The sequence below is a fragment of the Treponema phagedenis genome, assembly GCF_008153345.1.
In the GTDB taxonomy this organism is placed as follows: domain Bacteria; phylum Spirochaetota; class Spirochaetia; order Treponematales; family Treponemataceae; genus Treponema; species Treponema phagedenis.
In genome coordinates this window covers 1,393,834-1,406,685 of record NZ_CP042818.1, presented here as the reverse complement: position 1 = coordinate 1,406,685, position 12,852 = coordinate 1,393,834, and the positions used below count along the sequence as shown (strand labels likewise).

The window sequence follows — 12,852 nt, the reverse complement described above, 5'->3', positions numbered from 1 at the left end:
TCTGGCGAGCTGTTTACCATAGGAATGCTTATTCTGTAAAAACTAACCACCAGCTTTTGCAGATATCCTATTATTACAAAAACAAAAATTGACCGTACATTTTTATAAGGAGATACGAACTCATGCGCATACAAAAATACGGAGCGTCCGATTTTAAGACAACAACTTGGAGCGGAGGTACTACAACCGAGCTTTTTATTTACCCGCCAGAGTCCGAGTATGCAAAGCGAAATTTTTTGCTGCGGCTAAGTTCCGCAACGGTTGATTTAGAGCAATCGGAGTTTACCCTCTTGCCCGGCATACGGCGTTTTATTGCGCCTCTCACAGGAGACTTGCAGATAGGACACGACGGCAAGCAATTTATTACCCTGAAGCCATACGAACTGTATGAGTTTGACGGCGGCATTAAAACGGTAAGTATCGGCAAAGTGCGGGATTTTAATGTAATGGTACAAAACGACATCGCCGCCAATGTACAAAGCACTCCCCTCACCTCTTCCGCCGATATAACCATGCGTATTACCCAAAAAGAAATCGGCTGGCTTTTTTCATTCGACACCGCCGGCGAACTCCGCATTACCGTTTCCGCACCGGAGAATAATCGGCAAACAATACAACTCGATCCTATGACCCTGCTTATTTTTAAAACCGATTCAGCGCATCAACCGGAAGAAATAACCGTTTCCACCAAAAATACGGGAAAAGTCTTGTATGGGACAGTGCAGGTGCGATAACCTCGATTCGTTTTAACGGGTTACAATGTAATATGACGTTTTTTTTGATAACTCGATTATTTTTTTATACAAATCAAGATAATTTTATAAAAAAGAGCAACGGTTTGGTTTTGACGTCCATGTCAAAACCAAACCTATGAGTTTGAAAACTCCTATTATACAAATGTGGTAGTTTCCAAACTCAATTCTGTTTGGAACCACCGCCATCCGTGGCGGTTCTGATTTTGCCGTCCTTGTCAAAAACTAAACCTACGAGTTTTAAAAACTTCCTGTTACAAAAAGGAGCCCGACACGGCGCAAGGGCGAAGTTTTGAAAATTTACTGTAACTTCGCCTACGAGTTTTGCCTGTTTACAATAAACTATCAGGCAAAACATCGTTTGGAATTGATAACGGTGAGCAAACTTACCATAGGGCAAAGCGTTAATAATTTGCCGCCGCTTCGCCAACGAGTTTTAAAGCTTCAATTTTACAGTTTTGTGTTGATGCTTTAAAACATCGTTTTGAATTGACAAGGGTGAGTAACCTTACCATAGAAGCCTCTTTGCTCGGCTCGTCCTTTTTCTTTACTTTCACTCACTCTTTTCGTATATTATAGGTATGAATATTGATAAATACACCGTTAAAGCTACTGAAGCTATTAACGAAGCGGTTTCGCTTGCCCAGCAAGAAGACCACAGTCAAATCGAAACCGAACATCTTTTATACACTCTTTTAACCCAGGAAGGCGGCATTATTCCGCCCGTAATTGAAAAAATCGGGGTTCCGGTAGAGCGCCTTATTGATGAGGTTGATGAGCGCTTGCGCAAAAAACCGCGCGTAACGGGACAATCCGCACAAACCTATTATGCGCCCATTTTAGGCAAAATCTTTGCAAATGCGGAAAAAATTGCAGATAAATTAAAAGACGAGTATGTTTCCTGCGAGCATTTGCTGCTTGCAATGTCCGATGCCGATGACGGCACCGGAAACCTATTGCGGTCAAACGGAATTTCCCGCAGCGCAATTCTTGCCGCCTTAAAAGATATCCGAGGAAATCAGCGCGTTACCAGCGAAGATCCTGAATCAACTTTTCAAAGTTTGGAAAAATACTGCCGCGACCTTACCGCTTTGGCACGACAGGAAAAAATTGACCCGGTAATCGGCAGAGACGAAGAAATCAGGCGGGTTATGCAGGTGCTTTCCCGCCGCACCAAAAATAATCCGGTATTGATTGGAGAGCCCGGGGTCGGAAAAACCGCTATTGTGGAAGGCTTGGCGCGGCGTATTGTTTCGGGCGATGTGCCGGAAAGTTTGCGTGGCAAGCGGTTACTTTCCCTTGATCTCGGCGCCTTGGTTGCGGGTGCGAAATTCCGCGGCGAGTTTGAAGAGCGGCTCAAAGCGGTTATCTCTGAAGTACAAAAAAGCGAAGGCAAAATCATTCTCTTTATTGATGAGCTGCATACCCTTGTCGGGGCCGGTGCAAGCGAAGGTTCAATGGATGCTTCAAACTTGTTAAAACCTGCCCTTGCGCGTGGAGAGCTGCGGGCAATCGGGGCAACCACCTTAAATGAATACCGAAAATATATTGAAAAAGATGCAGCCCTTGAGCGAAGATTCCAGCAAGTATACTGTCCTGAACCGAGCGTTGAGGACACAATCGCTATTTTGCGCGGGTTACAAGAAAAATACGAGGTACATCACGGCGTTCGAATCAAGGACGAAGCGTTGGTTGCTGCAGCGGTGCTTTCAAACCGGTATATCACCAACCGTTTTTTGCCCGATAAGGCAATAGACTTGGTTGACGAAGCAGCAAGCCGTTTAAAAATGGAAATAGAAAGCCAGCCGGTTGAGCTTGACAAGGTAGAGCGAAAAATATTGCAGCTCAATATTGAAAAAGTTTCTTTATCAAAAGAGACCGACCCCGCATCAAAGGAGCGGCTTACAAAGCTCGAAAAAGAATTAGCTGAGCTTTCCGAAGTCCGTTCGGCAATGCAGGCACAGTGGCAGAATGAAAAAAGCAAAATAGAAGAATCTCGGGCGTATAAAGAAGAATTGGAGCAATTACGATTTGAAGAAACAAAATACACCCGCGAAGGGAATCTAAATAAAGCGGCAGAATTACGCTACGGCAAAATCCCCGAGCTTGAAAAAAAGATTGCGGCGGTTACCGCCGAGCTTGAGAAAAAAGCGGGAAGCGAAGGACAGCTTTTGCGCGAAGAGGTTAGCGAAGAAGATATTGCGAAAATTATTTCCGTGTGGACGGGAATCCCCGTTGCAAAAATGATGGCAAGCGAACAGCAAAAATACCTCGACCTTGAAAATGCCTTAAAAAAACGGGTTGTCGGGCAAGATGAGGCGGTAACCGTTATTGCGGATGCTATCCGGCGAAACAAGGCAGGGCTTTCAGATGCCAATAAACCCCTCGGTTCATTCCTCTTCCTTGGACCGACCGGTGTGGGAAAAACAGAGCTTGCACGGACGCTTGCTGAATTCCTTTTTAATGATGAAAAGGCGCTTACACGAATCGATATGAGCGAATACATGGAAAAGCATTCGGTGAGCCGCCTGATCGGAGCACCGCCCGGCTATGTAGGCTATGATGAGGGTGGACAGCTTACCGAAGCGGTGCGCAGACGGCCTTACAGCGTTATTCTCTTTGATGAAATAGAAAAAGCAAATCAGGATGTGTTTAATATCTTTTTGCAAATACTGGATGACGGGCGTTTAACAGACGGACAGGGACGGCTGATAGATTTTAAAAACACCATCATTATTATGACCAGCAATATCGGCTCCGAATATATTTTGACTGCCAACAATATGCAGGATATTCAACCGCAGATTAAAGAAATCCTGCATCAAAGTTTCCGCCCTGAATTCCTTAACCGAATTGATGAGGTGCTCACCTTTAATCGGCTTGATAAGTCAAATATCAGGATGATTACCGAAATCCAGCTGAATGCGGTAGCGCGCCGCCTTGAAGAAAGAAGGCTCAAACTTTCGGTCAGCGATGAAGCAAAGGATTTTCTTGCCGAGATTGGCTATGATCCCATGTTCGGGGCGCGACCGCTTAAACGTGCTATCCAAACCGAGCTTGAAAACAAACTTGCGCGGGAAGTTCTTGCCGGAAAATTTGAAGAAGGTTCAACTATTCTGGTTACAAAAGGCGATGACGGCTTAAAGTTTACAAAAAAAAGCTAAAACCTTTTGCACAAAAATAGCAAAAATGCTATACTTTGGACAAATAAAAATCACAAAGTATAGCATCGGCTATACGTGAATACCTAGAAATTAACTTTATTTTAAAAGGAGACCTACAATGCTACCGTTTTATTTTTTGTCAGTAGTAACAAACCTTGTAATGGGCTTTATCTTAGTGGTGATAGATAAACAAAAAGAAAACAGCTATAAAAGCTTTTTCAATGATTCTACATTTTTGCTTATCTCGACAATACTTGCAAGTATTTCAGGCGTATTTAAACTTTTAGATCCGATAGCAGGCGGGCTGCCTATTCTTGGTGATTTTTTTCCGGCACTCACAGGAATTGCGGGGGCTCTTGTTTTTTTAAACAGATATTTTAAAAGTTTACCGCAGCAACAATCTCTTCCTTCTGCCATTGAATTTCTTGATACGCCCGCAGTATCCTCAATTATCGGCATTGCGTGTCTCACCGTTGGAATTCTTCATATGCTCTTTGCTCAAGCACCTCTGTTATAATGTATGAAACAATCAGTAGTAGGAATAGTCTTCCTTGATAATAAGTTCCTCTTAGGATTGCGTAAAAATGAAGGTAAAATAGGAGGATTTTGGGAATTTCCGGGTGGCAAATGTGAAGGAAATGAAACACATACGCAAGCTTTGCAAAGAGAGTATCTGGAAGAATTGGAAATAGCTATTGAAGTTGGAAAATTCATCGGAAAAAATACTTTTGATAACGGAAGATATCTCTTTGAACTTTTCGCCTATGAGGTTTTTTTACCGGAAAATGCAAAACTTGAATGCAATGAGCATCAGCGTTTTAGTTGGTTTTCTTTTTCCGATTTGCAAACGCTCCACCTTGTCCCTTCGGACAAACTCTTTTTAAGCCAACTGCGGGAATTCTACAATCTTAAATGAAACAAACGGTTATATTTTGCCTTTGCCTTTGCCTTTTATCCGTCTCTTGCAAAAAAGAAAGTGAGTTCAAAGATATTCGCCTCCCCGCAGATACTGCAATGAATGACGCTAATAATTTTGCCGTTATTGTCGAAACCTATGTGTCCTTCCGCGATAAGCCGGGAGATTTTGGAATTACGATTGCCCATGCAAGACGAAAGGATGTTTTCCCGGTGAAGGGACTCGATATTATTACCAAAGATAATAATCAGATTCTTTGGGTGGATCTCGGCGAAGGCTGGGTACCGCGCTCCTGCGTACAACTTTATTCAAGCGAGGCAAAAGCAATTACCGCCTCTAAGAATTTAAAATAAAAATTATTTTAAAAAGATTTTCGCTTACAGAGCCTTGCAAATACGGTGTTTTCTTTGTATGCAAAGCTTTGTAAGCTGATAAGAAATGTCAGTTGTTTACGCGCTCCTGATACTCATTTGTTTCCGTATTTACCATTATTTTTTCCCCTTGTTTAATAAAAAGCGGCACACGGACAACCAGCCCCGTTTCGGTAACAATCGGTTTTGTCGCTCCGGAAACGGTATCTCCCTTAATGTAATTTTCACTTTGCTCAACCACAAAAACCATCTTAGTCGGGATTTTTACATCAATCGGTTCGCCTTCCCAAATAAGTATTTCGTATTCATCCCCTTCGCGCAAATAATTTTCTTTGCCTTTCATCGTTTCTTTTAAAACATGAATCTGCTCAAAACTTTCGGTATCCATGAAGACAAAGCTTTCGCCGTCATCATATTGATATTGCCCCTTATGCGTATCGACGACAGCATCCTCAACCGTATCCGCGGTTTTAATTGTCTGTGTCAGTACTGAGCCATCACGCAAATTCTTCATTTTAACCCGCGCAAACGCAGCGCCCTTTCCCGGATTTACAAATTCTCTTTCAACAACAAGATATGGACTTCCTTTATTTAATAAAACAGTACCTTTTGCGATTTCTCCGCCTCTAATCATATTATACCTCTCTAAAAATTTAGTTTGCAGTTATACAAAACTTGCATTCCATTCATTGTTCTAATTTATAAAATTGAATATTGCATATAACTGCGATAAAGATAATTTCTCGTATTATATCGCTTTTTTCTCTTTTATTCAAGCAAGGCAAAAAAAGAGACACGACAAGACCTGAGAAAGTTCTTCTTATTTTAATTGTAAAATTGAAGCTTTTAAGCTCGAAGGTCAGCTGCAAGAAGTTTGTCAAGCAAAATGGCAATCAGAACGGGCACGGACGCCAGTGGTTCCACGCAGCAGCGACGTTTTAAAAGCACAACCGCTTTCAAGTGCTTTTAAAACTCGCAAGGTATAATTTTGCCATGGACGGCAAAATTATACCGTCGTGTCGAGCTCTTTTTTATAAAATTGTCTTGATTCGTAGTGTAGCGTTTTGTAATTAACTTCCTATTATAAAAATCGGAGTATCAACAATAAGGGACTGCGGATTTAAGCATTCCTATGGTAAATTGCCCACCGTTGCAAAATTCCAAACGATGTTTTAAAGCATCAACACAAAACTATAAAATTGAAGCTTTAAAACTCGTGGTTTAGTTTTTGCCACGGACGGCAAAAACTAAACCGTTGTGTCGAGCTCTTTTTTATAAAACTTTTTACGTTTTGGTAAGATGTATTAAAAAAATTTAATCGACTTATTAAAAAAACGCTGTAGTAGTAGAATGAATTAAAAAAGTTTTGATATCAAAAGAAGGTTAGGCTAATTTCCGTATCGTTCCAGCAGTAATTCTCTAAATCGATCTCCTGCATACACATGCCCGTCTTTTTCCATTAAACGTACGCCGAAAATCCACTTAAAATTAATAAAGCGATTGATTTCTATTGTATGTAAAATGCCGTCTTTGAGGTGCGTGCTAAAAAGTCTTCCGTCATCCAGAAGTTCTCGCTGGATTAAATTAAGTGTTGAAATCGCACTTCTATTCGTAAGTTTTGCAAAACAAAAGGCAGGGCTGTCTTGTGCCATTTTTTCAATGGCGCGCAGCATCGGCGGTTCTTTTTCATAAAGCGTAAGCAGATAGTGAATTATGATATGACCGATGAGTTCAAGGTCTTTTATTTTTATATCAACTAAACACAAGGTAAATTTGCTTGCAAAGTTTACCACCTGTATACATTTTTTTCCGTCAAAATAAAATAACTTGGCACCCCATTCTAACAACTCATTTCCGCTTTCCATTTCGATAATCATTTCGGCTATCTTGTTTATTGGCGGAGTTAATTCATGCGGCAGTTTTAATTTATACCTTTCAAAGGTTTGTTTTGTTGCGTAGATTATCATGGCGGTTATCCTTCATATCTTTTTTTGTGTGAATTAATATACCATAAATCGTACGAAAATACCAGAGATATTGTTTTTAGAATTTACAGTAAAACTCTATCAGAAAATTTACAATAAAAACGACGTGTTCATAAAAATATCATAATTAAACTAAAGCACGGTGCACGAAAATATCAGGCTGATGACAAGAATTATATTTGATAATTTCCGTTTTGAAATTATATCCTGTTCAGTGCCATTGCCCGTATGCTGATAAATAGTAAAAAATTGAATATATGAAGCTTACTTTCATTTGTAATCACCGCTTTAATGTTTTGAGATAAATTTTTTGCTCCGGGGTAATGCGGTAACTTTCAACTGCCTTTTGTATTGTTTTGTTGTGCGTCCATGTTTGCAATTTTTTTTCTTGTAAATACGGTAGGGCATGTTCCCATTGCTTTACAAGGGCGGTAGCAAAGTACCATGCAATCATCATGTTTACATAGTATTCTTCGGAACGAATGGCGGCAACCATGTCGGAGTATTGTGTTTCAAAAGCATCATCAAGGTAATATTCCATCAGCATGCCGACTGCAAAGCGGACAGTGTATGTATGTTTTGCTGTAAGCCATTTTCGAATATAGGGAAGAAGTGCCTGCAAATGTTTTTTAAAAATTTTCGGCGAGAAAATATCGCAGGTTGCCCAGTTGTCAATATGCGGCAAAAAAGATTCTACTTGCGGCATGAGGGCGGTGAAGTCTTTGCACTGTGCAAGAATAAGAGCATGTAATTGGTTTTCTTCAAAATAAGTGTGCGGCAAACTTAAAAGAAATTCTGTTGCGGCATTTTGTTTTACAAGCTCTTTTGCAAACTTGCGCAAGTCGGGAGTTCTTACACCGATAACCGTTTCAGGATTTACAGTCGGCATGAGCTTGCGCGAAAACTCTGCATAGGTTTTGTCTTGTAATGAAAATAAGTGAGTTTGAATTTTATTCATCGCCTTAGGTTTTCCTTATATTAAAATTCAAGAAGGCGAGCTTTTCCGTCTTCTATTATCGCTGCGGATTTTGAGCCGTCCTTTGGGATTGTGGTGGAGCCGGGGTTTAAAACAATTATGCCGTCTATTGTTTCCAGCATTTTTACATGGCTGTGTCCGAAAGCGACCATATCCGCACCGAGTTTTTTTGCCATTGCGTCTTTGACAGCTTTTATTAAAGCATTTCGAAGTCCTGCTTCTTCTAAAGCTGCGACACCCGCAATTGTCATTCCTCCCGGAGTTGTTACTTGGTCTTTTAGTTCGCCGGGATGTTTTTTAGTTTCAAGTTGTAATTTTGCTGAGCCCAATATTGATTGCGAAATAATTTCGTATATTCCTTCGCGCGGGAATCCGCAAGCGACTGCCCCGTCGGCGATGGCTTCTGCAAACATGTAAAGATAAGCGGGGATGGTGCCTGCAAAGGAACCGAATATGTCAAGCTTATCTTCCGAGAGTTCCACAACTTTTCCAATTGAATGAAGTATTTGATTTACAAAAGTTTTATCTTTTTCATTTGCTGATTCATCGATAATGATCGCGCTCATTCCTTCACCGATTGTTGCGGGCGTGTTTGACATTACACGTATGTATCGATTTTTTGCACCGAAGATATTTTTTAGTGTGAGTAAATTTTTCCCCGCTACAACGGATATAATTAATTTTTCTCCGTTCATAGAATTTTTTATAACATCTGTTAGGCTGTCTAAAACTTGAGGTGTTACTGCCACAAATACATTTTCAGAATGTTCTATCACAGTACGTTCGCAATCTCCGATATGAACACCCTGTTGTTTGTATTTTTCGATTTTGCTGTACGTTCTATTATAGATAATAATTTCGTCAGCGTTTAAAATTTTTGATTTTAATATTCCGCCTAAAATTGCGGAACCCATGTTTCCGATTCCAAGTATTCCAAGTTTGTACATAGTAGAGCCCCTATCTACTATAATACTTACTATCTATGACTTAATCAACTCTTCAACCCATTTTTTAAATTCTTTTTCATCATCGGGTGATTGCTCCGTAAAGGACGGATCCATGTGTTCTAAGTAATGCCACTCGCCGTCTTTTTTGCGATATATAATTGCTTCACCGTCTTCTGATCCGAAGTGAGCACGGCGCACCTCAAAAGATTTTTTTTCTAAAACTTTTTTTGCAAGCTCAAATTTATTTTCTCGCTTTTTTATATACTCTTCAACTTCACTGTTTTCAATAGTATAAGCATCAACTAAGGTGGTGCCGGAAATTGCTCCTTGGTTTGGCTTATCCAAATTATATAGCTCCTGCCAATCAATGATAATCTTCCCGGGGTTTCTAAACATGAATTTTGTTAAGGGGATATAGTTTCCTTTATATTCCAACTGCATGTAGTCCGGTAATTCCGGTGTGGTAAAACTTTCTTCAACAAATGAAAAATTTTTTGAGGTTTCCGAATAATAGCGATAGGTCGGAATTTGCTCTACAAATTTTTGCCCGCTTTCAATGCTGTCAAATAATGCAAAGTTTGTAATGCTGCCGTCCTCTTCAATAAATCTTAATAAGTACATGAGTTTGTCTCCGTGAATGGGAAATAGATTTTGCCCGCATTATATCACATAGTTTTAAATGCTTAAAGTGCGGGCAAAGGCAGTGATTATTTTTCTTTTGTTTGCGGGAAGACCATGTTTAATATGATTCCGATGAGGGTTGCGAGTGCAACGCCTGCAAGTTCAAATTTAAGATCACCGGTTATATTAAATGCAAGCCGTCCGCCGCCGATTCCGATTACCATAATAACAGAGCTTATGGTAAGGTTTCTTTTATCTTTGTAATCGACGCCGCTTTCGACAACGGTGCGCAATCCGCTGCTTGCGATTATTCCGAATAGGAGCATTGAAATGCCGCCCATAACCGGAGTCGGAATTGTTTGAATCAGTGCTCCGAATTTTTGGAAAAAGCTAAGCAGTATTGCGATAACTGCGGCGCCGCCGATAACCCAAATGCTGTAAACTTTTGTGATTGCCATAACGCCGATGTTTTCTCCGTACGTGGTGTTAGGCGGTCCGCCCCATAAGGCTGCCCAGCTTGTTGCAAGTCCGTCTCCAAGCAGCGTTCTGTGCAAGCCAGGATCTTTGTAAAAATCTACACCGACAACTTTGCTCAACACGAGAATATCGCCGAGGTGTTCGCAAATGGTTGCAAGAGAAACAATTAAAAAAGTTATAATCGGTACAAACGAAAATTTCGGAATGGTAAAAGATGGCAGCCCGAACCATGCAGCTTCCCGCACTTTATCAAAAGAAATTATATGATATGCCGGAAAGAAGTTTCCCATAATCAATGTAAAAAGATAACCGCAAACAAGTCCAATTAAGATCGGAATAATTTCGAAGAAGCCTTTTAAAAATATATTACAGATAACAGTTACTGCAAGGGTTACCATCGCTATTGAAAGATAGACGAGGCTGTAATTTCCCTGGCCGTCATTCATTACCATGCCCATTGCAGTGGGTGCTAAGTTTAATCCGATTACAATAATCACCGAGCCGATAACAACCGGAGGCAGCGCACGTGTTAGCCAATTCGTTCCTGAAACTTTTATAATGCCTGCAACAACTGCATAAAAAAGACCCGCACAAAAGGCGCCGCCCAATGCATAGGGTAAACCGTAGGCTGCGGTTACGGTGATAAGCGGCGGGATAAATGCAAAGCTTGAACCGAGGAATGCGGGCACTCTTGCCTTTGTTAATAAAATGTAAATCAAAGTTCCCGACCCCGCTGCAAAAAGCGCAGTTGAAGGGCTTAAGCCCGTTAATAGCGGTACAAGAATAGTTGCACCGAACATAGCAAATACATGCTGAAAACTGAGAAAAAACCATTGCACCGGTTTTGGCTTTTTCCGCACATCAGTAATTTCTGTATACAACGACATTTTCAAAAAACCTCCTCACAGGTGATAAGAAAATCAGAGAAAACAAAAGGGCAAAAAAAAACGTTTTTCATAAAGAAAAACGTTTTCAAAAAAGATGTAAATTCATTAAAGACCAAAAGTCTTGCGTGAATATTATTTTTTTCAAGTTTTATCTGCTCTCTCATCTTGAGAGGGGAGTATATTTAACGTGAGGTTTTTTGTCAAGGGGGGGGGGCTACAATCCCAGAGGAACCAATTGCAAATTATTAATGGCTTCATTGCAACTTAAACCTCGTGGTGATTTGTATGATGCTATTTTTCTTCAAATATCTCCTTTTCAAATTCTTCAGGTGCTGATTTTCTTAAGTATTCTGCTTGTTGCTTGAGCTCTTTTATCCGTTCTTTTTGTTCACTGATATGAGCAACTATTCTGTTTTGAATATCGAGAGGTGGTAATATAATTGGAGAGTCCATATATTGTTGACTATTAATATTAGGTTGACCAGATACTCTCATATTATTTTGGATCCACTTTTTGTATATGGAAGACTTTGTATAGACTAGTGTAACGTTTTGTAATTAAGTTCATATTTGAGAGCGTCGGTTATAACCGCTTCAGAAACATCGAGATCATCAAGATTGTATTTCCAATGGAATACGACCGGTTCTTCATTAATCTCGTCAAAGTATTTATACAGTCGATTAACCAACTCTGTTTTTGATTTTACTCTCATGCCCCGCAACAGTTGTCTTGTTAGTTTGCTGAAAAATCCTTCAATCATATTTAACCAAGAACCATGTTTTGGCGTAAACACAAACTCAAATCTTCCCGGTACCGTTGAAAGATATCGAATGGTTTCTTTGGAGGTATGTACTTTTAAGTTATCCAAAATGATTCTAATTTTATCTTCTTGCGGGTATCGTTCATCAAGTATTTTAAGAAATTGCACATAATCTTTACTGGTGTGACTGTCGCTTACAAGAGGAATGGCATCCCCCGTCTGTAAATCAATGCCTGCTAAAAGTGAGAGCGTGCCAAGCCGTTTGTATTCATAATCACGGCGAATGCATTGATGGGTTTCATCAGCAGGTAAATCATCGCTTGTCGTCGCGATAGCTTGTATGCCGGGCTTCTCATCATACGAAACAACATGGATATTCTTCCCTTCTTCTGTCTGTAATGGCTTATTTTCCTCAAAATAAAGTTCAAGTTGCTTATAAACGAGCAAAACATTGTGCATTTTTCTATCACAGTCAGGGTCTCTGTTTTCACAGTAATATTCTATTTTGTAAGGTTTAATGTCTGCTTCAGTTAGTATTTTAAATACCGTTGTTTTATGGATAGTAGCGAGCCGTAGGTATCCTGCACTTTCAGCGGTGGTGTTAATATGCTTTGTTAACAGTGCGTAAGTCCATGTTTCTGCAGCATACCCAAAAGTAGTCGGTTTTTGACAAGCGAGATTTATAATCCACGATTTCTCTTCATCGGTAATTTCCGGATTGTTTCCGCGTCCGGGTGCATCGGTGAGAGCATGCTCTACGCCGCCCTGCTTATATTTCTTAAGGCAGAGCGCAACGCTTCTATACGTATAGCCTACCTTGTCGGCTGTTTCCTTAATGGACAGGCCATTGCTTTTAAGCAAAAGTATTCGTGCACGCGTAAGCGTTTGTGCTTGGATTGTTCGTAAACGAACAAGTGATTCAAGGTACGTGAGCTCTTCAGGATTTAGTTCAAGTTTACTCGGCGGTTTGGGCATGCAATACTCCTTAGTGATAA

The 12,852-nt window shown here is 40.4% G+C and carries 13 protein-coding genes; 5 read left to right on the top strand and 8 right to left on the bottom strand.

The features are described 5' to 3' along the window. Nucleotides 1-122 precede the first annotated feature (122 nt). The 5 genes from FUT79_RS06230 to FUT79_RS06210 all read left to right on the top strand — a co-directional run bounded on the left by FUT79_RS06230 (nt 123) and on the right by FUT79_RS06210 (nt 5,185). Entirely contained in the window at nt 123-734 is a 612-nt protein-coding gene (locus FUT79_RS06230) for a HutD family protein (RefSeq protein WP_024753428.1), read from the top strand. A 599-nt stretch (nt 735-1,333) separates the two neighbouring features. Further along, a complete protein-coding gene (gene clpB, locus FUT79_RS06225) occupies nt 1,334-3,916 on the top strand; it encodes an ATP-dependent chaperone ClpB (protein ID WP_044634876.1) in 2,583 nt (860 codons plus the stop codon). Nucleotides 3,917-4,034: 118 nt separating this feature from the next. Beyond that, nucleotides 4,035-4,433, top strand: coding sequence for a hypothetical protein (locus FUT79_RS06220; RefSeq protein WP_024753425.1), 399 nt, complete (start codon nt 4,035-4,037; stop codon nt 4,431-4,433). Between the two features lie 3 nt (nt 4,434-4,436). Beyond that, on the top strand, nt 4,437-4,832 hold the full coding sequence (locus FUT79_RS06215; RefSeq protein WP_002695601.1) for a (deoxy)nucleoside triphosphate pyrophosphohydrolase: 396 nt from the start codon (nt 4,437-4,439) through the stop codon (nt 4,830-4,832). Next, nucleotides 4,829-5,185, top strand: a complete 357-nt coding sequence (locus tag FUT79_RS06210; RefSeq protein WP_002695603.1) for a hypothetical protein — start codon at nt 4,829-4,831, stop codon at nt 5,183-5,185. The genes FUT79_RS06215 and FUT79_RS06210 overlap by 4 nt, the downstream gene beginning before the upstream one ends. Nucleotides 5,186-5,273: 88 nt before the next feature. Here FUT79_RS06210 and efp read toward each other — a convergent pair whose 3' ends face one another. The 8 genes from efp to FUT79_RS06170 form a co-directional block, all read right to left on the bottom strand. Continuing rightward, the gene (efp, locus tag FUT79_RS06205) at nt 5,274-5,837 is read right to left on the bottom strand and encodes an elongation factor P (RefSeq protein WP_002695606.1); all 564 of its coding nucleotides are present in this window, start codon (nt 5,835-5,837) and stop codon (nt 5,274-5,276) included. A gap of 754 nt (nt 5,838-6,591) precedes the next feature. Next, on the bottom strand, nt 6,592-7,170 hold the full coding sequence (locus FUT79_RS06200) for a DUF6933 domain-containing protein (protein WP_024753422.1): 579 nt from the start codon (nt 7,168-7,170) through the stop codon (nt 6,592-6,594). Nucleotides 7,171-7,468: 298 nt separating this feature from the next. Next, nucleotides 7,469-8,146, bottom strand: coding sequence for a DNA alkylation repair protein (locus tag FUT79_RS06195; protein ID WP_044634877.1), 678 nt, complete (start codon nt 8,144-8,146; stop codon nt 7,469-7,471). A gap of 20 nt (nt 8,147-8,166) precedes the next feature. Next, nucleotides 8,167-9,111 (bottom strand): pyrroline-5-carboxylate reductase, encoded by a 945-nt coding sequence (proC, locus tag FUT79_RS06190; protein ID WP_024753420.1) that lies wholly within the window; start codon nt 9,109-9,111, stop codon nt 8,167-8,169. A 33-nt stretch (nt 9,112-9,144) separates the two neighbouring features. Next, entirely contained in the window at nt 9,145-9,732 is a 588-nt protein-coding gene (locus FUT79_RS06185; RefSeq protein WP_044634878.1) for a hypothetical protein, read from the bottom strand. Nucleotides 9,733-9,818: 86 nt separating this feature from the next. Next, nucleotides 9,819-11,096 carry a uracil-xanthine permease family protein gene (locus tag FUT79_RS06180; RefSeq protein ID WP_024753418.1) on the bottom strand — a complete coding sequence of 426 codons (1,278 nt, stop codon included), beginning with the start codon at nt 11,094-11,096 and terminating at the stop codon, nt 9,819-9,821. A 291-nt stretch (nt 11,097-11,387) separates the two neighbouring features. Further along, nucleotides 11,388-11,591, bottom strand: a complete 204-nt coding sequence (locus tag FUT79_RS06175; RefSeq protein WP_024753417.1) for a restriction endonuclease subunit S domain-containing protein — start codon at nt 11,589-11,591, stop codon at nt 11,388-11,390. 44 nt (nt 11,592-11,635) lie between these two features. Next, nucleotides 11,636-12,832, bottom strand: a complete 1,197-nt coding sequence (locus tag FUT79_RS06170; RefSeq protein ID WP_148889401.1) for an IS630 family transposase — start codon at nt 12,830-12,832, stop codon at nt 11,636-11,638. Nucleotides 12,833-12,852 lie beyond the last annotated feature (20 nt).

Excerpts from the sequence above, each read along its gene's own strand:
- FUT79_RS06230 (WP_024753428.1), top strand. The coding sequence starts at position 123 with ATGCGCATACAAAAATACGGAGCGTCCGATTTTAAGACAACAACTTGG.
- clpB (WP_044634876.1), top strand. The coding sequence starts at position 1,334 with ATGAATATTGATAAATACACCGTTAAAGCTACTGAAGCTATTAACGAA.
- FUT79_RS06220 (WP_024753425.1), top strand. The coding sequence starts at position 4,035 with ATGCTACCGTTTTATTTTTTGTCAGTAGTAACAAACCTTGTAATGGGC.
- FUT79_RS06215 (WP_002695601.1), top strand. The coding sequence starts at position 4,437 with ATGAAACAATCAGTAGTAGGAATAGTCTTCCTTGATAATAAGTTCCTC.
- FUT79_RS06210 (WP_002695603.1), top strand. The coding sequence starts at position 4,829 with ATGAAACAAACGGTTATATTTTGCCTTTGCCTTTGCCTTTTATCCGTC.
- efp (WP_002695606.1), bottom strand. The coding sequence starts at position 5,837 with ATGATTAGAGGCGGAGAAATCGCAAAAGGTACTGTTTTATTAAATAAA.
- FUT79_RS06200 (WP_024753422.1), bottom strand. The coding sequence starts at position 7,170 with ATGATAATCTACGCAACAAAACAAACCTTTGAAAGGTATAAATTAAAA.
- FUT79_RS06195 (WP_044634877.1), bottom strand. The coding sequence starts at position 8,146 with ATGAATAAAATTCAAACTCACTTATTTTCATTACAAGACAAAACCTAT.
- proC (WP_024753420.1), bottom strand. The coding sequence starts at position 9,111 with ATGTACAAACTTGGAATACTTGGAATCGGAAACATGGGTTCCGCAATT.
- FUT79_RS06185 (WP_044634878.1), bottom strand. The coding sequence starts at position 9,732 with ATGTACTTATTAAGATTTATTGAAGAGGACGGCAGCATTACAAACTTT.
- FUT79_RS06180 (WP_024753418.1), bottom strand. The coding sequence starts at position 11,096 with ATGTCGTTGTATACAGAAATTACTGATGTGCGGAAAAAGCCAAAACCG.
- FUT79_RS06175 (WP_024753417.1), bottom strand. The coding sequence starts at position 11,591 with ATGAGAGTATCTGGTCAACCTAATATTAATAGTCAACAATATATGGAC.
- FUT79_RS06170 (WP_148889401.1), bottom strand. The coding sequence starts at position 12,832 with ATGCCCAAACCGCCGAGTAAACTTGAACTAAATCCTGAAGAGCTCACG.